The organism is Pseudomonas sp. GV047 (assembly GCF_003058245.1).
GTDB classification, from domain to species: domain Bacteria; phylum Pseudomonadota; class Gammaproteobacteria; order Pseudomonadales; family Pseudomonadaceae; genus Aquipseudomonas; species Aquipseudomonas marginalis.
Genome location: NZ_QCWA01000004.1, coordinates 468,847 through 488,610 on the forward strand (window position 1 = coordinate 468,847; position 19,764 = coordinate 488,610).

General features: G+C 57.7%; 23 protein-coding genes and 1 pseudogene. 12 read left to right on the forward strand and 12 right to left on the reverse strand.

All coding sequences use genetic code 11. From position 1 onward, the window contains the following. Positions 1-9: 9 nt before the first annotated feature. The 7 genes and pseudogenes from C8K58_RS13285 to C8K58_RS33085 all read right to left on the reverse strand — a co-directional run. A complete protein-coding gene (locus tag C8K58_RS13285) occupies positions 10-1,236 on the reverse strand; it encodes an MFS transporter (RefSeq protein WP_027604008.1) in 1,227 nt (408 codons plus the stop codon). A 205-nt stretch (positions 1,237-1,441) separates the two neighbouring features. Continuing rightward, the gene (locus C8K58_RS13290) at positions 1,442-1,960 is read right to left on the reverse strand and encodes a DUF2569 domain-containing protein (RefSeq protein ID WP_027604009.1); all 519 of its coding nucleotides are present in this window, start codon (positions 1,958-1,960) and stop codon (positions 1,442-1,444) included. A gap of 114 nt (positions 1,961-2,074) precedes the next feature. Then, on the reverse strand, positions 2,075-3,310 hold the full coding sequence (locus C8K58_RS13295) for a type II toxin-antitoxin system HipA family toxin (RefSeq protein ID WP_027604010.1): 1,236 nt from the start codon (positions 3,308-3,310) through the stop codon (positions 2,075-2,077). Then, a complete protein-coding gene (locus tag C8K58_RS13300) occupies positions 3,303-3,548 on the reverse strand; it encodes a helix-turn-helix domain-containing protein (RefSeq protein ID WP_027604011.1) in 246 nt (81 codons plus the stop codon). Before C8K58_RS13300 ends, C8K58_RS13295 begins: the two co-directional genes overlap by 8 nt. A gap of 87 nt (positions 3,549-3,635) precedes the next feature. Continuing rightward, positions 3,636-4,676, reverse strand: coding sequence for an alpha/beta fold hydrolase (locus tag C8K58_RS13305; protein WP_092355010.1), 1,041 nt, complete (start codon positions 4,674-4,676; stop codon positions 3,636-3,638). 95 nt (positions 4,677-4,771) lie between these two features. After that, the gene (locus C8K58_RS33080; RefSeq protein ID WP_371263349.1) at positions 4,772-5,266 is read right to left on the reverse strand and encodes a methyl-accepting chemotaxis protein; all 495 of its coding nucleotides are present in this window, start codon (positions 5,264-5,266) and stop codon (positions 4,772-4,774) included. Between the two features lie 372 nt (positions 5,267-5,638). Beyond that, a pseudogene (locus tag C8K58_RS33085) lies at positions 5,639-6,832 on the reverse strand (FIST signal transduction protein); the annotation flags it as partial. A gap of 366 nt (positions 6,833-7,198) precedes the next feature. On the opposite strand from C8K58_RS33085, the gene C8K58_RS13315 reads away from it, so the two are divergent. The 4 genes from C8K58_RS13315 to C8K58_RS13330 all read left to right on the forward strand — a co-directional run bounded on the left by C8K58_RS13315 (position 7,199) and on the right by C8K58_RS13330 (position 10,326). After that, complete coding sequence (locus C8K58_RS13315; protein WP_108573809.1) at positions 7,199-7,600, forward strand: GFA family protein; 402 nt, start codon at positions 7,199-7,201, stop codon at positions 7,598-7,600. 114 nt (positions 7,601-7,714) lie between these two features. Beyond that, complete coding sequence (locus C8K58_RS32705) at positions 7,715-8,254, forward strand: AAA family ATPase (protein WP_092355001.1); 540 nt, start codon at positions 7,715-7,717, stop codon at positions 8,252-8,254. 258 nt (positions 8,255-8,512) lie between these two features. Beyond that, on the forward strand, positions 8,513-8,923 hold the full coding sequence (locus C8K58_RS13325) for an ASCH domain-containing protein (RefSeq protein WP_092354998.1): 411 nt from the start codon (positions 8,513-8,515) through the stop codon (positions 8,921-8,923). A gap of 611 nt (positions 8,924-9,534) precedes the next feature. Beyond that, complete coding sequence (locus tag C8K58_RS13330; RefSeq protein ID WP_227432253.1) at positions 9,535-10,326, forward strand: hypothetical protein; 792 nt, start codon at positions 9,535-9,537, stop codon at positions 10,324-10,326. 313 nt (positions 10,327-10,639) lie between these two features. On the opposite strand, the gene C8K58_RS13335 is transcribed toward C8K58_RS13330, so the two are convergent. Further along, positions 10,640-10,984, reverse strand: a complete 345-nt coding sequence (locus C8K58_RS13335) for a DUF6124 family protein (protein WP_092354992.1) — start codon at positions 10,982-10,984, stop codon at positions 10,640-10,642. Positions 10,985-11,492: 508 nt separating this feature from the next. On the opposite strand from C8K58_RS13335, the gene C8K58_RS13340 reads away from it, so the two are divergent. The 4 genes from C8K58_RS13340 (at position 11,493) to C8K58_RS13355 (ending at position 13,138) form a co-directional block, all read left to right on the forward strand. Then, entirely contained in the window at positions 11,493-11,663 is a 171-nt protein-coding gene (locus C8K58_RS13340) for a CGNR zinc finger domain-containing protein (RefSeq protein ID WP_371921652.1), read from the forward strand. 95 nt (positions 11,664-11,758) lie between these two features. Then, positions 11,759-12,265: a peptide-methionine (S)-S-oxide reductase MsrA gene (gene msrA, locus C8K58_RS13345; protein ID WP_092354989.1), complete on the forward strand. Its 507-nt coding sequence runs from the start codon at positions 11,759-11,761 to the stop codon at positions 12,263-12,265. A gap of 138 nt (positions 12,266-12,403) precedes the next feature. Further along, a complete protein-coding gene (locus C8K58_RS13350; RefSeq protein ID WP_092354986.1) occupies positions 12,404-12,883 on the forward strand; it encodes a hypothetical protein in 480 nt (159 codons plus the stop codon). 12 nt (positions 12,884-12,895) lie between these two features. Beyond that, positions 12,896-13,138 carry a hypothetical protein gene (locus C8K58_RS13355; RefSeq protein ID WP_027604020.1) on the forward strand — a complete coding sequence of 81 codons (243 nt, stop codon included), beginning with the start codon at positions 12,896-12,898 and terminating at the stop codon, positions 13,136-13,138. 15 nt (positions 13,139-13,153) lie between these two features. Here C8K58_RS13355 and C8K58_RS32710 read toward each other — a convergent pair whose 3' ends face one another. Together C8K58_RS32710 and C8K58_RS13365 are read right to left on the reverse strand one after the other, a co-directional pair. Then, a complete protein-coding gene (locus C8K58_RS32710) occupies positions 13,154-13,600 on the reverse strand; it encodes a hypothetical protein (RefSeq protein ID WP_027604021.1) in 447 nt (148 codons plus the stop codon). A 99-nt stretch (positions 13,601-13,699) separates the two neighbouring features. Next, on the reverse strand, positions 13,700-13,930 hold the full coding sequence (locus C8K58_RS13365) for a hypothetical protein (RefSeq protein ID WP_092354980.1): 231 nt from the start codon (positions 13,928-13,930) through the stop codon (positions 13,700-13,702). 322 nt (positions 13,931-14,252) lie between these two features. Here C8K58_RS13365 and C8K58_RS13370 point away from each other — a divergent pair, with 322 nt between their 5' ends. Both C8K58_RS13370 and C8K58_RS13375 read left to right on the forward strand, forming a co-directional pair. Continuing rightward, positions 14,253-14,555 carry a type II toxin-antitoxin system RelE/ParE family toxin gene (locus C8K58_RS13370; protein ID WP_027604023.1) on the forward strand — a complete coding sequence of 101 codons (303 nt, stop codon included), beginning with the start codon at positions 14,253-14,255 and terminating at the stop codon, positions 14,553-14,555. 1 nt (position 14,556) lies between these two features. Then, on the forward strand, positions 14,557-14,946 hold the full coding sequence (locus C8K58_RS13375; protein ID WP_092354977.1) for an addiction module antidote protein: 390 nt from the start codon (positions 14,557-14,559) through the stop codon (positions 14,944-14,946). A 187-nt stretch (positions 14,947-15,133) separates the two neighbouring features. Here the strand turns inward: C8K58_RS13375 and gudD are convergent, their stop codons facing one another. Further along, entirely contained in the window at positions 15,134-16,459 is a 1,326-nt protein-coding gene (gene gudD / locus C8K58_RS13380; protein ID WP_108573810.1) for a glucarate dehydratase, read from the reverse strand. Positions 16,460-16,478: 19 nt separating this feature from the next. Continuing rightward, complete coding sequence (locus tag C8K58_RS13385; RefSeq protein ID WP_027604026.1) at positions 16,479-17,840, reverse strand: MFS transporter; 1,362 nt, start codon at positions 17,838-17,840, stop codon at positions 16,479-16,481. A gap of 338 nt (positions 17,841-18,178) precedes the next feature. Here C8K58_RS13385 and C8K58_RS13390 point away from each other — a divergent pair, with 338 nt between their 5' ends. Continuing rightward, positions 18,179-18,889, forward strand: coding sequence for a FadR/GntR family transcriptional regulator (locus C8K58_RS13390; protein ID WP_108573811.1), 711 nt, complete (start codon positions 18,179-18,181; stop codon positions 18,887-18,889). Positions 18,890-18,902: 13 nt separating this feature from the next. Continuing rightward, on the forward strand, positions 18,903-19,598 hold the full coding sequence (locus C8K58_RS13395; protein ID WP_108573812.1) for a tRNA (adenine(22)-N(1))-methyltransferase TrmK: 696 nt from the start codon (positions 18,903-18,905) through the stop codon (positions 19,596-19,598). Positions 19,599-19,764: the final 166 nt, after the last annotated feature.

Sequence of the window (19,764 nt, forward strand, 5' to 3'; positions counted from 1 at the left end):
ACCCTCGGTTTAGCCAGGCTGGGCCGCCAGGCTATTACTGATGTTGCGCCCCAGCACCAGCACTGTAACAAAACCGCAGCCCACCAGTGCCGTGGCCAGGCTCAACAGCACCGAGCTGCCCAGTTGGTCGACGATGCGCCCGCCGAAGAACGAACCCAAGGCAATGATCACCTGGAACAAGGCCACGAACAGCGGCATGCCGCGTTCGACATCCTTGGGCGCCACCACAAACATCCAGATACTGGCACAGGCCGGGAAGGCGCCGAAGGCGAAGCCCCACAGCCCGATCAGCATCGCTGCGCCGGTCATGCCGGTGGCGAAGTGGGGGAACAGCGCGGTGCTGGTGCCGATCATCAGCGCCACCAGCAACAGGGTGTGACGCACGCTGCGGTTGGCGGCGAAACCGGCAAAGATATTGCCGAACACCCCGGCCACGCCGAAGAGCAGCAACAGCGAACCAATCGTCGGCCCGTCGAAGCCGGAACTGTATTTGAAGAACGGCGCGACATAGGTGTAGGCCGCAAAGTGCGCCAGGCCGATCAACAGCACCGCGATCAACCCGATCCGCGCCTGTGGGTTGATAAACAACGCCGGCAGGTCGCTGACGCGAATGGCCTTCTCCGGGGTGAGCCGCGGCAGCAGGAACACCTGCGCCAGCAGCACCGGCACGCCCAGCAGTGCGGTGACCAGGAACGTCATGCGCCAGCCCATCAGGCCGCTGAGCCAGGTGCCGACCGGCACGCCGAGCACGGTGGCCAGGGTCACGCCCATCATGATGATCGAGGTGGCCTTCGCCACGTCCACACCCCTGGGCGCCAGGCGCCCACTGAGGGCAATGGCCGTGGCCCAGAACCCGCCGATACTGATGCCCAGCAAGACACGGCCGAACAGCAGCAGGCTGAAGTCACTGGCAAAGGCCACGACCGAGTTGGCGATGATCATGATCAACGTCAGGCCGATCAGCAGGTAACGCCGGTCCATCGCGCCAATGCTCACCGACAGGAACGGCGCAGCGAGGGCGGCCATGATGCCGGGCAACGTCACCATCAGCCCGGCGTGGCCGGCACTGATACCGAGGTCGCTGGCGACGTCGTTGAGCACACCTACCGGCAGGAATTCACTGGTCACCAGGGCGAAAGCGCCCACCGCGACCGAGAGGATTGCCAGCCACTGCTGTTTGACGCTTTGCTGATTATGTTCGGGACGGCCGCTGGGGGCCTGGAGGGCACTTGGCATGATGCTGGGTTCCAAGGGGGATGTCGCCTGAGGCCAGGCGAAGGGGAAGAATTGGGAGGCGATTATAGGAATCGGGCCTGGCCACCCTATAGGCGAGCGGTTCGATAGTAATCATCAGTGCTATCGATGTGAGGGGGCTGCGTAGTTCAGCGGCATCGCCTTGGCAGCCTGCCAGTCATCCGGCAGGCGCTCGATGCTCACCGCGTCAAGGGCTGACGATGCCCGGCGCTTGCGCCGCAACCGGCCGGTGTTGGACAAACGTTGCCTTGACCCTTTTGGAGAACAGTATGTAGGGGACCCAGATCGAGGTGGACACCAATCCGCGGACGGTTTCCTTGGTCGTGTTGTAGTCGAATATGGGTTCATCCACCAGAACAAGCGAGCTGAACCATGCATCAAGTGGAACGTAAACAGCCGAGGCGATGAGCGTGACGATATAAACCTTGGGGAATAAATAATGTTCGCAGAAGAACAGGTAAACCAAATAACCAAAGGCCGCGATAAAGACTGCATTGACGAGGGTTTCTGAAATCAGGATCGCGCCCCACAGGGCGTTAGTCATCGTCGTGCCGGATGAGGTGAGGATGCTGAACGAGCCATCTGCGAATATTGGGTAATACACCGCGATAAGGGCATAACCCAGGCGCGCCAAGGCTATAAACAGGCCCAAGCCAACCACGATCAACCAACCGCCAAGTCCCTTCGGGTGTTTACTTTCTTGCATGTTCGCTCCGCAGTTCAATAGCGTTAAAACGATAAATAGTCAGCCGTGCTGCTGAATCACCGGCCTCGGCCATGCCCCCCGGCTTGAAGAACGACATATACCAGGCAAGCAAAATCACGGCGGCTCAATACTCCTCGCCAGCCCTGTCGCCCATGCAGCGGTCATCTTTTCCCCAACAACATCAAATTCCGGGTGGGTGCTTCGATAGTCCGAAAGCTCCACCATTGCACGGCTCATGCCGCTGTGGACTCTGGCGAGCAATTCATTGCAACGAGCCTCTGTCAAATTGCACGAACTGCGCCCGAACTGGACCAGCATCTTACGTTTTGGCCAAGCCTTTGAGCCACCGAGCAACAGACCCATAATATCGTTGACTTGGTACACCGTGGTCGTCACAAGGTCGTAAGCCGGCGCGAGCCAAATATCGGCATCTTCTGCGCAGTTCTCATAGAGCAGGCCAAAGTTTTTCAAGTGCCCGTCTCCATTTTGTATGCCAGCGCAGAGCGCCACCATCATAAAGAAGTCCTCAAGTGCCTTAGTCACAAGAGAAGGAGAGACGTAAGTCTTGATCAACTTCGCGCAGCCCTGGTAGCTGCCGTCGTACTTTTTATCTGTCCCCCATCCGGATAAGACGCACATATCCTCAAAACCAAGGTAGGCGCTGTCACCGATATCGAACCGTTTGACCACCAGAAACTTACCCTGCTGACTCAACTGGCATTCAGGCACTTCAAGGCCTGTATGAAGTGCCGCGCGCATGCAGAAAAACTCATTGGCCGCCAGTTGCGCGAAGTCTGAATCATTGAAGGCCTTCACCAAGTGCGTAGCGCCACGATGGGTGAGACGCGCAACGTCAGGATTCGTATCGTCAGCGTCGCGCACCAGTACCTTCGGCTGAACGCCAGAAACGCCTGAGTAGGCTGCGTAGGTTTTCATCAGGTCGTCGAACAGATCTTTCGCCCCGTCATACACGAGCAGCTCGGAGAGTTTTATTTCAGGTAGTAACTCATCCGCAGTGGCTCGGGCGACGCTGATTCGGCCCAACTGATGGGGGCCGACGATACCCAGCAATGCGAAGTCATCAAAACCTCGCACGGACTTGCTGAAACGTCTCACAAGCTCCGCTTTCAGGTGGCCTTCGGGGAGATGCATCTCAAACAGGGGATGGATGCCATACGCCCAGATGTAGCTCTCCAGGCGCACGGGCATGGTCAGCGAAACCGCGTTCTTTTCGGTGACTGCCTGGTTATATGAAAACACCGAATCGCGCTGGTTTTCTTCACTGCGCCCGAGTATTCCGGCATACACGCCGCTGGCGCCGATGTGCAGCCGATCGCTTTGTCTAGTCATGGACGTTTTCTGCTTTCAGTTCATCCAGCGTTTTGCGTCGACGCTTAGGTGTCGCGGTTAACTCGTACCCTAACCCTTCAAGGATCGCAGCCACCTTGCGAATTCCCACTTCGGGGATGGTGTTGTTCTCGATTCCGGAGATGGTTGCACGACTCATACCGTGCCGAAGTGCGAGCTGGCTTTGGGAAAGGCCAGCCGCCTTTCGCAGGTTTTTGATCAGGAAACCTAAATCGTCCACAGTGTTTGCATCCTATACAATGCATTTGTGAGGGTTAATACACTTATGCATCGTATTTGATTCGTTTTTTCTTGAATAGCCTTTTCTTTAGTTAGGCGCTTTGCGCCCCAAAAACTCACTGATCAGCCCCACCACCTGCTGCTGAATCACCGCCCGTGGCCGAGCCCCCTCACCATCGCGGCAAATCATGCCGTCGCCCGGTGAACTCTCCTCGATCAGCGCCATGCCCCCCGGCTTGCAGATCGACATAAAGCTGAAGTGCGTAGCGTCGGCGATCTCCACGTACTTCGTCGTTGCTTCAGGCAGCCGCTTGACCATGTCGGCGGACTCCAGCTGCGGGTCCATATCCTCCGACGGCACACCCCCCGCAATCACCAGCGCTGGTACCGGCAATGCAGCCAGGCTGGCGTCGGTGAAGCCGCGGGACAGGCCCAGGTCCAGGGACACGATGGCGGTGACGCGCTTGTCGCTCAAATCCGCCGCCAAGCGCGCTTTACCTTCTGGCGTGCCGGCGGGGTTCATCTCCTGGTAGCCGATGCAACCGCCGAGCTTGGGGTGGATGCTGCAGTCGCGGCTGAACAGCTCGGGGTCGAAGCGCGCCCCGGCGAGTTCCAGCACGGTCCAGCCGCCCAGGGAATGGCCCACGGCGGCAATCTGGCCATTCGCGACCGCGCCAAATGGCTTCGGCTGGGCCAATACCGCGTCGATCACGCGGCTCAGGTCGGCCGGGCGTTGCCATAACTGCGCGGCGGTTTGCGGGTTGCGATCCTGGGTGGTGGTGCCGGGGTGGTTGACCGCCGCCACGATGTAGCCCTGATGCGCCAGCGCACTGGCCAGCCACACCTGCTTGCCCCAGTTACCGCCGTAGCCGTGGGAGAGCACCACCAGCGGATGCTCGCCGGCAGCCGGCGGCGCGTCGGGTACGGCGAGGGCACCGATGAACACCGCGTTGTCGGCGATCAGGGTGGGTTTGGCGGTGGTGGTGGCGGGGTACCAGACGACCAGCTCAAGTGGACGCTTGTCTTGCGCATCAGGCAGGGTGACGGTCTTGAAGCCGACGGGGTTTTCGGCGGCGAAGGCTGGAGCGGTCAGGCACGGCAATAGCAGGGCGGCGAGGGCGTTTTTCACGGTTGTTATCGTCCTTGATATGAGCGACGCATCATGCACTGAATCCCCCGTTCAGTGCCATGAGCCCCGCGCCGTTTTTTACCTGCCGTTAGCGCCTACCCATGGGTCAACCCCGTCAACGTATCCGCAATGGTCTTGGTCCGTTGCGCCGTACCCTCAGTTGCTCGGCTCGACGCCTCCAGCACATCCAGCATCTCCCGCAGCGCACCGACCCCGGTGGACTGGTCTTCAATCTGCTGGGCCACCCGCTGGATCTCACTCGACAACAAGTCGATATCCACACCAATTTCCGCCGCATTCTTGCGCGTGATTTCCGCCAGCTTGCGCACCTCGTCCGCCACCACCGCAAAACCCCGGCCCAGGTCGCCGGCGCGCGCCGCTTCAATCGCGGCATTGAGTGCCAGCAGGTTGGTCTGCCCGGCGATCTGCTGGATCACCTGCACAATCGACTGGATACGCAAACTCGACCCCGCCAGCGTGCGCGCCCCCTGCACCGCGACATCCGCCTGGCTCGACAGCCCCTCCACCGTGGCCCCTGCCTGGGCAGACACGCTGTTCTGCTGGCCAATCGTGCCCACCAGTTCATCCATCGAGGCGTGCAACTCGCCGGAGTAATGCTTGAGCTGCGAAGCGATGTCCTCCTGCTGACGCTCGGCCTGGGCCAACACCAGGCCCAAGTCGGCCAGGCCCTCGAAGACTGGCAGGATATTGCGGTCCAGGCCTCGGGTATTCAGGGTGTCGGTGAAGTCATTGTTCTTGAATGCGGTAATCTGCTTGACCACCACATGGTTCAACCCCGCCAGCTTCTTCACCTGACGCCGTAGGAAAAACGCCTTGAACTCGCCGTAATGGGCGATGAAATTGTCCACGTACTCATCACTGAAACTCGCACCCTTGGCCACCCGAAAGAAGAAAATCGCCGTCAGCGTCTGGTTCAGGTTCAGGCCCAGAATCTCCCCGAAGGTCGAAAACCCCGCCAACGGCACATCCCCAAAAATGCCGGCCATGCTGCCCAGCTCGGCGCCGTTATTCAGCCGGCGCAGAATGCAGTCATTCAAAATCCCTGCCACCGGCTGGCCACCCTTGCCACGCAGGAACTGCTCATAATCCAGGCGCGTCGCCTCCCGCAATGGCGTCCGCCGCACCATCACCAACTCCTCGCCCGGCGCCACGTCGCAAAACAACTGCACGATCTGCTGCTCATAATCGATACGCGCGATAGACCGCACAAACAACTCACTGCCCACCCGAATCGCAAACGAATAATCCGCCAGCTTCGACTCCAACGCCTGGGGCGCGCAACTGAACGCATCACACAGCGCCTGCACCATGCTCTTGATATTGCCGCTGCTGTCGATCACCTGGTCAATCGTGCGGTCCTCCACCGACGCCGTCAGCACACTGAAGGTCAAATCCGCCGCCTTGAAGTTCTGGCTCTTGAACACCCCAAACCGCACATGGGCCGCCGTCTTCAGGAACACAATCTGCGCATGGTTCTGATAACTGCGCTGGCCGTCATGAATCAGCGTCTTCTGGAAATCCGACTTACCCCCGGCCGATCCCCCCACAAACAAACACGGAAACCGCCCCGACTCATACAGCGCCTCCATGAAAAACGACTCCGACGCCGACAACCCATCGAACACCACATACGCCAAGGTATCGCGATGATCGATCGACGTACGTACCTGCACCCGCTTGATATTCGCCACCAACTTGGCAATCCGCTCCTGCATCCCCAGGCGAGTGCCGCCACCGCGAATGTCCTCACACTCCAGCGGCACCATCACCACCTCGGCCGAGGCGATCAGACTGTCGTCGAACAACTGCAACACCACCCGGTCCCAGCGCTCGCCCGTGGCGCAATACAACGAACCGGGCGCATTGCACAGCTCGCCGGAGGTGGTGCACAGGCTGAGGGTGGACTGGGGGAAACGGCGCTTGAGCTTGGCGGCGATGGCGTCGATGTCCAGGTGGGGGGAGATGAAACCGGTGATCAGGGTGGGGGTGATACGCAGGGCCGTGAGTGCGGCGTCCAGGTTGTTGGCGGTGCTGGTGAGGGTGGTGGTGCCTTGGCGAGCGGGCCGGGATTTTTTCAGGAGGGAGAGTGGGTTCATAGGGTGGGCTCGGTCGGGTGGGGATGCGGGGGTAGGCATGTGGTTAGTAGGGTTATCGGCAGGTTGGGTGGGGGCTGGAGGGGGAGGGTGGGGGATGCGACGGATGGACGCGGGTGTTCTTAGGTTGGTGTTTATAGGGGAGCTGCTTTCGGCCAATGCTGTTGAAAAAGTCGGTCATCCGAAACTGCCTGATTATTGACCGGTGAAAACGCCTTTTTTACACGCTGCTATTTTAAATCCGCCTGTGGGCACCTCAGCCGAAAGTAAAGATTTCAACGTCGGGCGCGTACTTTTCAACTGCGGAAACCATGGCCGACTGTTTTCAACAGAATCGGCCAATAGCCGTCGCTCGACTGATTAGACAGGTAGGGCTACGCTGGCACTTTTGCATGCATGGAAGAGCGTATGACAGAGGTGTACCAAGGAAGCTGCTTATGTGCCGCCGTCAGTTACGAGCTATCCACCAGACCGAAAGCAGTGAGTCATTGTCATTGCAGCCAGTGTCGCAAAGGTCATGGGGCGGCATTTGCTTCTTACGGCAGTGTTCCGCGCAGCGCGCTGCAAATACTTAGCGACTCCATCCATATCAAATCCTATGCATCTTCAGCGACGGTATCACGCGAGTTCTGCGTGCAGTGTGGTTCGGCTTTGTTCTGGTCACGGTCTCAAGGCGAGTTTGCCAGTTGGGTTTCAATAGCACTGGGTACGCTTGATACGCCCTTCTTGCCTCGAAAGCAGGAACACGTTCATCTCGACTCCGCAGCCCACTTGTACGTTCCAACCAACCCATGCCCTCCAGTTGATTGAAGTCTTCTGGGCGAAAGCTGTCTGTCGCTATGCCCCCTTGTTGTTGACCGATATAGGCATTGACGTAAAATCGCCACCCCAAAAAATCAGCTTGAATAGCGAGAAGGTGCTTCGATGCAACGGGTGATGATTGTTGGTCAACCTGGGTCAGGCAAAAGCACTTTGGCAAGTAAGCTTGGTCAGCTCACGGGCTTGCCGGTCGTTCATATCGACACTATCCACTGGCAGCCAGGTTGGATAGAACGAAGCCGGGACGAGAAGACGCAGCTTTGTCTCGAGGTCGAGGCCCGTGATTGCTGGATATTCGAAGGTGGTCATTCAGCCACTTGGGACAACCGGATGGCCCGTGCAGATCTTTTGATATGGATTGATCGTTCGGCGACGCTTCGATTCTTGCGCGTACTGCGCAGAACGCTGCTCCAACGCGGTCAGTCTCGGCCTGACCTGCCGCATAACTGCCCTGAACTGCTGGCGAACCTGCCGGAGTTTTTTAGGTTCATGTGGCGGACGAAAAGATCAGCGCGCGCAAAAATGCAGCAACTCGTCGCAACTGCGCCCTCAGCTTGCCGCGTGGTTTATCTGCGGTCTAATCGGGACACTAGGATTTTTCTCGCGAGCATTGGAAGTTCGACTGGCCAGACTCCGCGGGACTGATCGAGGGACCGTCAGATTTTTTGTGTGTAGGCCGGTCCTCTTCCGGCCAAAAAAGCCACCCGTCAGTTGTCTCGAATGCTACTTTTACCTGGATCTGAAAGATTCGGTCACCTACCAAAGAGTTTACGTGTAATACCTGGTCCGAAGAGCCGACGTTGGATTCGGATAAAGAATTTCAGCAACTGACTTTCGCATAGGCCCTGACGATTCATGAATGCCAGCGATATAGCCAATAATATGGTTTGACGGGATTTAGTTATGAGCATAGTTGATGATTTAGAAATTACGTACCCCGGTGCCATTGCATGGTCATTTGGGGATACTCCAGAAATGGCAGATGAGCTGGCTGAGCTTGTTGCTAAAGGAATAAAAACGGCTAGCTGTAGCTCGCTCTCGTCATTCAAGCATGAAGATAAGTCACCCACTATTGGTGGTTACAGCATTATTCTCAACAGTAAGGACGAACCTGTATGTGTCGTTAGAGTCATTTCGATGCGCATAATTCGTTACTGCGATGTAGATCAAGATCTTGCAAGGAAGGAAGGTGAAGGGGATCTCAGTCTCAGTTACTGGATGCAGGGTCATAAAGATTTTTTCCAAAGAGAGGGCTCATTCGACGAGTCTATGGAGCTGGTGGTAGAGGAATTTGATTTGGTGGAAGTATTGTAAAAGATAAATTTCCTTGGTCAATTATCCTAAGCATATAAATGCTTGGGGTGACTGTTATTTATCTGGTGTCAATATCCGCTTTGGGTCGGAAGTGGCCCTTCACCGCTGACGATTGAAAATTTCAATTTTGTTTTGTCATGACACTTCAGTCGAATTGGCGGAATGTAAAATTTCAACGCGCTCTATCTGGAAGGTACCAAGGCCCAAGAAAATCGCGAGTCGTTGTAGAGGGCGCACAATGACTCTATTATCTATTGATTTATGAAGGATTAACCACCCGCCCCAGTAACCTTGCACTCCATCAACTGATCCACTAAAAAATGTCTAAAAACGAGTTGAGAGCGCTTTTTTAATAAAAAGTCAATAGTGGTCTGACTCTATTTTCTATATCTTTGCAGTGCTAGGCCTATTGATGGATCTTTTTGGTAGGTCTCAAATATTGCGTTAAAAATTTTTATTAGTTTTAATGGTGTTGAATTTTCACTTGATTGTAATGTTGGAAGTGGAGTTTGTTTAATTATTCGGGTTGTAACGATTGCGTTGGGGAAGAGCTTGGGGGGTTAGTTATTTTCCAAGGTTTAATTTTGTACTTGTAGAGGGTGATTCCCTTGATGTTAGGCTCTGTATATAATGCGCTCTGGCTTGAGTGGGTAATCAGGGATAAAACCTCAAGAATTCTATTTGTCTATAAGGAAGTTGCTGTGGCCGTCGCATCATATGTTAGCATTTCATCTAGGCACTATCTGTCAATATCCCATTTGTCTGCGGCTGCTTTGTTCTCACAGAGGGCCGTTGTGCTTGAACCCTTGTTGACTCTTGGAGACTCCGCTTCGAATGAAGGTCTGCGCGAGCACACGGCCTGTGTGGTGACCAGCATTATGCTGTCAGTTGCGTTCTTAGAGGCGGTAATTAACGAACTATGGGCTGATTGCAGTGAAGGTTTCGATTCGGCACGGATCGAAGGTCTTCAAAGTAGTGCAGTCATGGCCACTTTATGGAGGAAGTCCCCACTCAAGCGAGCAACAATGCTTGAAAAATACGAGTTGGCACTTGAGTTGAATTCGAAGCCAGAACTTTCGAGGGACGCTAGTCCCTATCAGGACGTGAAGCTGCTCGTTGAACTTCGAAATGCTCTAGTTCACTATGAGCCCGAGACCATACTCAACTCCAGCGACACTGAAGAGAATAAAGGCGCCGAGCATAAGTTTGAGAAGAAGCTTCGCGGAAGATTTGAGCCTAATAGGCTGACCGGGCCTGGCAACCCCTTTTATCCGGATAAAGTGCTTGGGGCGGGTTGTGCTCGATGGGCAATTGTGAGTGCCGTCGCATTTGCAGATCGTTTTTTTGAAAAACTTGGAATTCCGTGCATGTACGGTCATGTTCGTGGCGTGTATGGGATTTAGCTTGCTGATGTGGTTGTGGGGAGCGGTTGTGAAATACTCATTCTGAATGTGCATTTTGACAGCTAACTCAAGCGAGTGACAAAGCGCTTAAATTTGAGATGTTGGTTTCTCAAGTTTGGTCAAAAGCGGTTGTTCATAGTGGAGAGTTGGCGAATGGGAATTCTTATTTTCGTGTAGCCATGGCCCTCTAGTTGAACTAGCGGAGTTTGAGTTTTCAGTGCTCTCGATTTGGAGCGCAACAAGGCCGAAGAAAATCGCCGAGTCGCCGTAGAGGTGCCACAACGGTTCGGCGATCTATCGGAGTATTGAAAGGTTAGCTGCCAGCTACCGCAACTTTCTGCTCCATCAACTTATCTATCAGCAACACTCCCAACTCGCTGAGTTGATGAATCGCCAACGCCACATCCCGCTGCTTCCCCGTCAGCTCATCCGACAGGTCCAGCAACAACGCAGTCACCGAAGAAAAAGTCTCATAGCTATTGGCAATCAGCACTTCACGGCTGACATCGTCCGCAACGCTGAACAGCGTAGTCGAAGGTGGAGGAGGCGGCCCTGGCGGTTCGGCGCCCGCGTTGAGGTAGTGATCAATCGCACGATGCGCCGCCTGATTCAGTTTCAGGTCGGGGCCGTTCGGAGGATTAGGCGTTATTTTGAACATGGTGTAATTCCTGAATGAGGCTGACACCCTTTCGCTACTACACAAGAAGGGTGGCAGCTGTACGCAGGTTAGTAGACCGGGGAATTACACAAAGCCGGCGCACCCGAAGGCGCCCTACGCACAGCCACCATCAGGTACAGACAGGAACGTCTGATAGATGAAGCTCATGCACTAAGTGTAATTGACCCTCGGGCTACTAAACCCGATCACTGAGTTGTCAGCGACCGGGCCACCTTAGAGACGCCCACTCAAGCGCACAAGCCGGCGGATTCTGACGCAACTGTAGGCAGCGGGGCAAGGCGCTGCAGCTTGCTGTAGGACATGTCTACAAGGTAGGCGCGAGCTGGCGCGCGAAGAATCCTGGAGCTCCGCGGGAAACCAGAGTCGCGGCGTTATCGTTGACGTTTTTCGCGAGCAAGCTCGCTCCTGCATTGGGTTGCGTTGATCACTGGAGGTTGTTGTCGAGGGACGCCCGGCCAGCCTGCTTGGGCCGGTGGCCGAGTCGCTGGTGGGCTTGGTCACGAACGATAAGTTTGAATTTGTCCGGCAGTGCGAGGCCCACGATTGCGTGCTGTTGTTCCATGACCTGAGCAAATCACACCGCCGCCGCTGGTGCAGCATGGCGACCTGCGGCAACCGGATGAAGGTGGCGGCGTTTCGTTCCAGGAATAAACCTTGAGTCGATAGGGGCGGGCAGTTTTCTTTGATTGAACTTGGTATTGCCCAGCATTGCCCCATAACTATCCCTGTCTCCATTAACCGCAAGGACAGACCATGACCAACCCAACCGAAACCGCCATCCTCGCCGGCGGCTGCTTCTGGGGCATGCAGGACCTGTTGCGACGCTACCCCGGCGTGCTGCAGACGCGCGTCGGCTATACCGGTGGCGATGTGCCGAATGCCACCTACCGCAACCATGGCAACCATGCTGAAGCGATTGAGATCGTGTTTGACCCGGCGGTGATTTCCTACCGGCAGATCCTTGAGTTCTTTTTCCAGATCCATGATCCGAGCACGCCGAACCGGCAGGGCAATGATCTGGGGCCAAGCTATCGTTCGGCGATTTACTACCTGAGCGAACAGCAACGGGAGATTGCCGAAGATACTGCGGCTGACGTGGATGCCTCCAACCTGTGGCCGGGGCCTGTGGTCACGGAAATTGAACCCGCCAGGGAGTTTTGGCAGGCGGAGCCGGAGCATCAGGATTATCTGGAGCGGATACCCAACGGCTATACCTGCCACTTCATCCGGCCGAACTGGAAGTTGCCCAAGCGGACTTGAACGTGAGTAGCGCCGGGGGGAAGGTCGCGACAGGTGAGAACGGCCTGACCCCCTATTTTCTCATTTCCTTTCTTATGCCTTGAATCCACTGCCCGCCTTCTAGAGAATCCCCGCCTTTGGCTCGAAAGGATGCGTGCGATGAAGTTCGAAGGGACGTTCCAATACATGGGCAATCACGGGATCGTGTTCAACGTTTCGCAGATCACCCTCACCGACAGCGAACGCGGACGCCTGCGCGAGCTGCATTTTGGCGAGGCGAAAAGTGCCCATTACGAGGTCAACAGCAAGGTCGTCGAGGTGTACGACAAGATGTTGGCCAAGAGCCTGCCGTGCGTGATGATGATCGGCATCTCCAAGCCACTGACGCGGCAACAGGGCGACACCCTCAATGCCCAGCGCACCAGGATCGCCAACCTGGCCGCCAGTGCCTTCGCTGGCGCCACTTCTGCTGTGGCTTCCCCTTACGTGGGTGTTCCTGTTGGCGCGGGTGTGCGCATGTATGCCAATGAAATCCTGCCCACCTATCATGCCGGCGACGTACTGGTCAGCATCGAAGCGCAGGTCAACGGCGGCATCGGCCCGCAACGCAGCGCCTCGACACTGATCATCAAGACCTGACGGGAGAAGCACATGTCTGACATTACCCAGTTGGTCCTGGCCCTGGTGCTGTTTTTTCTGCTCGATCGGTTTGTCAAACCGTACCTGCTTCGCACGTGGCTGGGGGGGCTGCTGGTGGTGGCGGGGGCGGTCGGCTGCGTGGCGGCGAGCCAGGTCCGTCCATGGGGGGCTGACCTGGGGTTGCTGTCGATCTTTGCGGTGGCGTTGGGGGTGGGGTTGTTCCTGAAGCGGCGGCGGTTCGAGCGAGTCGGTTGAAGGGGGGCCAGCTCATTAGCCATTACAGCTCTGCTTGTTGATTTCGAACCGTCCAACCTCTTTTACATTTTTGCTGCCGAATATGTAAATGAAGGTGCCACCCAATGAAATGATGGACTGGTCCCTTGGCATTTGCGCGGCGCAGACAGCCTGGGTGATGCTTGATTTCATCACGCCCAAGTCAACGTCCTCGGGATGGGTATCGTAATCGACCAACGTGTAATAGAACTTGAGGGCGTGACTGTTGGCCGCTTCCGCGCGAACGAAGGTTAGATGCTCGTCGATCTTTCGATTCCCGGGCGTCGTTCGTGCGGTCACGATGATGAGGTCGCTGAGGAAAGTGGTTTTACTGGGCTGGGGGGGTTCCTGGAAGGCCTGTATGACTAAAACCCCGACCAGGCTCAAAAACAGTAGCCCCCATGCCGAATACACAAACGCCTTTTTGGTTTTTGCTGTTGCCATGTCCTGGTTTCCTTGCGTTTGAGGCCCGCAGTGGCGGCGCGACGGCCTCACGGACTCAGTGGGGCGTTCCGATACCAAGGCAGGAACCCGCGAAATTGATCAGACGTGCACCGTTGGTGGCGTGAGGTCGGTTTCTTGCGCTTCGGGCGCGTCAGCAAGTTGCATGGCTGACAGCGCTTTCAGCTTGAAATAGGGGCCTGTGAAGCGTGTGCCTCCATCCAGTGCGGTGTGCGTGATCCGCTCTGAATCGCACCGATGCAATGGGGTGAACATACGTTTCTTGGGGCAGTAAACGCCTTCCTGCGTCTCGGAATACTTCAAGGCAAGCATAGAGTTACCCTTCCTGGGTTGAGTTTTCCTGATCGAGAACGGCTCGCATTTTACGCAAAGTGAAGCGGCTGTGCAGGACGTTTTCTTTGGGCTTCATCTCTATCGTCTGCCGCCTCAGTTTGCCGCCGATGGCGGAGTGTCAGCCACCGTGATAGCGGGAGAATGCGCAGGTGCTGAGGCGTGGTGAAGGTTAGACACAGGCGCTAATAGTATCGATCGGCTGCTTATGCGAGCGCTGGACTAGGATTTTTCTTCCGGAGTATTCCGGACTCAAAATTCACTGGCATCGACAAGGAGTAGCCAGTAGGCTACAAATAATTCTGTGACCCATCTGATCGGCAGGACGCCGGAGTTCGATACATGGCTCGACGGCATGAGCGATATTTATGGAAAAACCGCTGTTCTCACACGGTTAGACCGAGCCGAGGAAAACAATTTCGGCGATTGTGCACCTGTAGGCGATGGGGTGAGTGAAATGCGTGTGTTTGTCGGGCCCGGCTACAGAATTTACTTTGTGCGTACGGGCATCACTGCTTACCTGATGCTCTGGGGCAGTGATAAAACCGACCAGAACAGAGGAATCAAACGGGCAAAAGAGATCCTTGATGCCCTGAGAGGTAGATGAAATGAGCGAATCGAAATTCAAACCAGAGGACATGCCGATCCTCGATCTTGATACCTCCGGTACCAGCGTCTATGAAGCGTCGCGCTTCCTCGATAGCCCGGAAACCATCAGCGCTTATCTGGCGCAGAGCATGAAATCTCAAGACCCGCAGGTGCTCATGAAAGCGCTTGCCGAGGTCGCCAAGGCCCAGGGCGTGAACAAGGTGGCGGAGTCTGCGGGGGTTAATCGCGAGAGCCTGTATAAAACGCTGAAAGGCGGTTCTAAAACGCGCTATGAGACGATTCAGAAGTTGATGCTGGCGTTAGGCGTGGAACTGACGGTGCAGCCGATTGCGGCGGTGGCAGTCAAGAAAGCTGCAAGAGCAAAGCGGGCTTTGGCCGGTAAACCCTGACGCGCGGTTTAGCGAGCGACCACAACCCTTGTAAAACACCGAGGACCCATGTGGGAGGGGGCTTGCTCCCGATTGCGGTGTGTCAGCCAGCCATGTATCGACTGACACTCCGCCATCGGGAGCAAGCCCCCTCCCACATGGGATTGATGGTGTTATGGAGACCGAGCCGCCCCCAGAACCCAGCGCTTCAGCGCACCAGGCAAGGCTGCTTGTTGTTATAACGCCACCCCGGAATCAGGAACTGCATCGCCACGCTGTCATCCCGTGCGCCGAGGCCCATGCCTTTGTACAGTTCGTGGGCTTTGGCCACGGCGTCCATGTCGATGTCCACGCCCAGGCCGGGCTTGGCCGGCACTTTCACATAGCCGCCTTCTATTTTCAGCGGTTCGCGGGTCAGGCGTTGGCCGTCCTGCCAGATCCAGTGGGTGTCGATGGCGGTGATGTCGCCCGGGGCGGCGGCGGCCACTTGGGTGAACATGGCCAGGGAAATATCGAAGTGGTTGTTGGAGTGCGAGCCCCAGGTCAGGCCCCACTCATGGCACATCTGCGCCACGCGCACCGAGCCTTGCAGGGTCCAGAAGTGCGGGTCGGCCAAGGGGATGTCCACCGATTGCAGCTGGATCGCGTGGCCCATTTCGCGCCAGTCGGTGGCGATCATATTGGTGGCGGTTTTCAGGCCCGTGGCGCGGCGGAATTCGGCCATGACTTCGCGCCCCGAGTAACCGTTTTCGGCGCCACATGGGTCTTCGGCGTAGGCGAGCACGTGGTGCTGGTCGCGGCACAGCCGGATGGCTTCTTTCAGTGACCAGGCGCCGTTGGGGTCGAGGGTGATGCGTGCATCGGGGAAGCGTTCGGCCAGGGCGGTGACGGCTTCGATCTCTGCGTCGCCGCTCAATACGCCGCCCTTGAGCTTGAAGTCGTTGAAGCCGTACTTGGCCTTGGCGGCTTCGGCCAGGCGCACCACGGCCTCGCTGGTCAGGGCGGTTTCATGGCGCAGGCGAAACCACGCATCGTCGCTGTCGGCTTCGTTGCGGTAAGCCAGGTCGGTGGCGCTGCGGTCGCCGACATAGAACAGGTAGCCGAGCATTTTCACCGCATCACGCTGCTGGCCTTCGCCGAGCAGGGCAGCCACCGGCACTTCGAGGAACTGGCCCAGCAGGTCGAGCAGGGCGGCTTCCATGGCGGTGACGGCATGGATGGTGATGCGCAGGTCAAAGGTTTGCAGGCCACGGCCCGCCGAATCCCGTGAGGCAAAGGTGCTGCGCATCTGGTTGAGGACGCGCTGGTACTGGCCGATGGGTTGGCCGATCACCAGGCTGCGCGCGTCTTCCAGGGTTTCGCGGATGCGTTCGCCGCCGGGCACTTCACCGACGCCGGTGTTGCCGCTGCTGTCCTTGAGAATCACGATATTGCGCGTGAAGTAAGGGCCGTGGGCGCCGCTGAGGTTGAGCAGCATGCTGTCGTGACCGGCCACCGGGATGACCTGGAAGTGGGTGATGACGGGAGTATTCATGGCTAATTCCTAAAGAGGCTCAGAGAGATTTGCTGATGGCAGCGCCGGTGGGCACGGCGCCCGGCGAGGCCGATGCGGCAGCGGGCGAGGTCTTGGCGAAGAACACCAGGATCGCGGCGAGCACCGAGGTGCCGGCCAGGCCGTAGAGACCGCCCTGGATCGAGCCGGTGGTCTGCTCCAGGAAGCCGAAAGTGGTCGGCGCAACGAAGCCACCCAGGTTGCCGATGGAGTTGATCAAGGCAATCACGGCTGCGGCGATGCGCACGTCCAGGTAGCCCTGTGGGATGGGCCAGAACAGCGAAGACGCCGACTTGAACCCAATGGCCGCAAAGCAGATCGCCACGAACGCGAAGATCGGCCCGCCGGTGGTGGACATGAACATGCCTGCTGCGGCAATCAACAGCGCAGCCGCAACCCAGGCCTGCTGGAACTTGAATTTGCCCGACAGCGTCGCGAAGGCGTACATGGCGATGATCGAGATCAGCCACGGGATCGAGTTGAAGAAACCCACCTGCACATCGCTCAGGTCACCCATCTTCTTGATGATGCTCGGCAGCCAGAACGTCGCCGCGTAGATCGTCAGTTGAATGCAGAAGTACAGGGCGCAGAACAGCAGGATCTGGCGGTCCCTGAGCAGCTTGCCGAGGGTCGGCTTGACGCTGGTCAGGGCTTCACGCTCGCGCTGTTCCTGGTCGATGGCGTTGACCAGCGCATCCTGTTCTTCGCGGGTCATCCATTTGGCGTCGTGGGGCTTGGAATCGAGCCAGAACCACACAAAGAAACCGATCACCACCGAGGCCAGGCCTTCGATGGCGAACATCCATTGCCAGCCGTGGAAGCCGAACCCTTCGATCTGCAGCAGCGCGCCTGACAGCGGGCCGGAGATCAACGAGGCCACCGCCGAGCCGCTGAGGAAAATCGCAATGGCCTTGCCGCGCTCAACCCCCGGCAGCCAGCGCGTGAAGTAGTAGATCACCCCAGGGAAGAACCCGGCTTCGGCCACGCCCAGCAGGAAGCGCAGGATGTAGAAGTGGGTTTCGTTCTGGATGAACGCCATCAGCGTGGCGACGATGCCCCAGGTGAACATGATGCGGGTCAGCCAGATGCGCGCGCCGACCTTTTGCAGCAGCATGTTGGAGGGCACTTCAAAGAGCGCGTAGCCGATGAAGAACAGCCCGGCACCGAAGCCATAGGCGGCAGCGCCGATGCCCAGGTCATGTTCCATGTGCGTGCGCACAAAGCCGATATTGACCCGGTCGATGTAGTTGAGGATGAACATGATCACGAACAGTGGGAGCACATGGCCCTTCACTTTGCTCACGGCGCGCGCGAGGACCGGATCACTTTCTGGTGCGGCAGATGCATGGCTTGAATTGTTCACAATTCAAAACTCCCCCTGATTGTTTTTATGCGGGTTTGCGTGTTTTGTTGATAGACATCATACAAGTGAGTTTCTGAGGTTCGCAATGCGGTCGTGAGTGATTTGTTCTTATAAGACCGTACGGTTATCGGGTATTTTGGTTATTTGATTAATGTTTATTGGGGTTTTGGCGGGGTAAAGAAGGTTGGTTGTCGCGAGTTCTTCACGGTGACGATGATTGAGGTAAGGCAGGCATCAGATTGGTTGTCATACAAGTTGACTGGCTTTTGAATCAACACCGCCTCGTGCCCGATCAGGATGTTAAGCTCCCTCCAGCCCAACCCCGTGGACCCGCAACGATGCCCATTGATAGTGGACCTCCCGTCCGTAGACGCTCCAACAACCTGGCCCAAGGCGTGCTCGACGCCCTGACCCAGCGCATCCTGCTTGGGCAGTTGAAGCCCGGTGAAAAACTGCCGTCCGAATCCACCATCGTGCTCGAGCATGGGGTGAGCCGGACCGTGGTGCGCGAGGCCCTGTCCAAGCTGCAAGCCTCGGGGCTGGTGGAGACGCGCCATGGCATCGGCACCTTTGTGCTGGCGCAACAGGCCCAGCAAGGCTTGCGCCTGCATGTGGACACCGTCGCCAGCGTGCGCAACATGCTCGAGCTGCGCCTGGGCCTGGAAGTGCAGGCGGTGGCGCTGGCCGCCGTGCGCAGGTCCGACGCGCAGCTGGCCCACATGCGCGCCGCTCTCGACGACTACCAGGCCTCGCTGGTCAACAACGACAGCTGCGTGGAAGAGGACAGGCGTTTTCACCAGTTGATCGCCGAAGCCACCGGCAACACGTTCTTCACCGAGATCATGCAGCACCTGGGCAATGCGATGATTCCGCGTACCCAGGTGAAGGGCGCCGAGCGCGGCGGGGCGGACTTTGCCAAGCTCGGGCAACTGGCGAACCTGGAGCATGAGGCGATCTTCAACGCGATCAAGCGCCAGGACCCGGATGCCGCAAGGGCGGCGATGGTGTTGCATCTGACCAACAGCCGGGATCGATTTTCCGGCGAATAAAAAGGAACACAGGTTGAACGAACACACCTTGTCCATGCGCCTGGAGCGCGTGGCCGCGCAGGTGCCGAGGGGCGCGCGGCTGGCCGATATCGGCTCGGACCACGCCTACCTGCCGGTGGCCTTGATGCGCCGTGGCGTGATTGAGGCGGCGGTGGCGGGCGAGGTGGCGAGCACGCCGTTCCACGCGGCGCAGCGCACCGTGCGCGACAATGGCCTGGAGCAGCACGTCACGGTGCGCCTGGCCGATGGCTTGTCGGCGATACAGCCGGCGGACGCGATCACCGCGATCAGCGTCTGCGGCATGGGCGGCGAGACGATCCGCGACATCCTCGACAACGGCAAGGCCCACCTCAGCGGCCGCGAACGTCTGATCCTGCAACCCAACGGCGGCGAACAGCCGTTGCGCTACTGGTTGATGAGCAATGGCTACCGCATCCTCAGTGAGGAGCTGCTGCATGAAAACCGCTTCTACTATGAAATCATCACGGCCGAGCGCGCCGAACCGGTGGTGTACAGCGCTGAGGAGCTGTACTTCGGCCCCTTGCACCTGCAGGCCCGCAGCCCGGCGTTCCTCGCCAAGTGGCAGCGTGCGCTGCGCCTGAAAAAACGCACCCTGGCGGGCTTTGAACAGGCTCGGCAGCGGGTGCCGCAGGCGAAGGCGCAAGCCATCGCCGAGCAGGTCCAGTGGATTACCCGGCTGCTGGCGTGAACAGCCCGGCGGATACCCTTCAAGTTCTCCCCGTGTGCGGCCGATAGGTTGTGGTGATTGAGGGCGTTTCAGTGCGCGCCTCGGGTGGTCGTCTCTGCAGGTGACGATGCCTGTGTCGCAACTGGGTGCTTTTGCCCCATTTTCGAGCGCGCCTCGGGCCGTATTG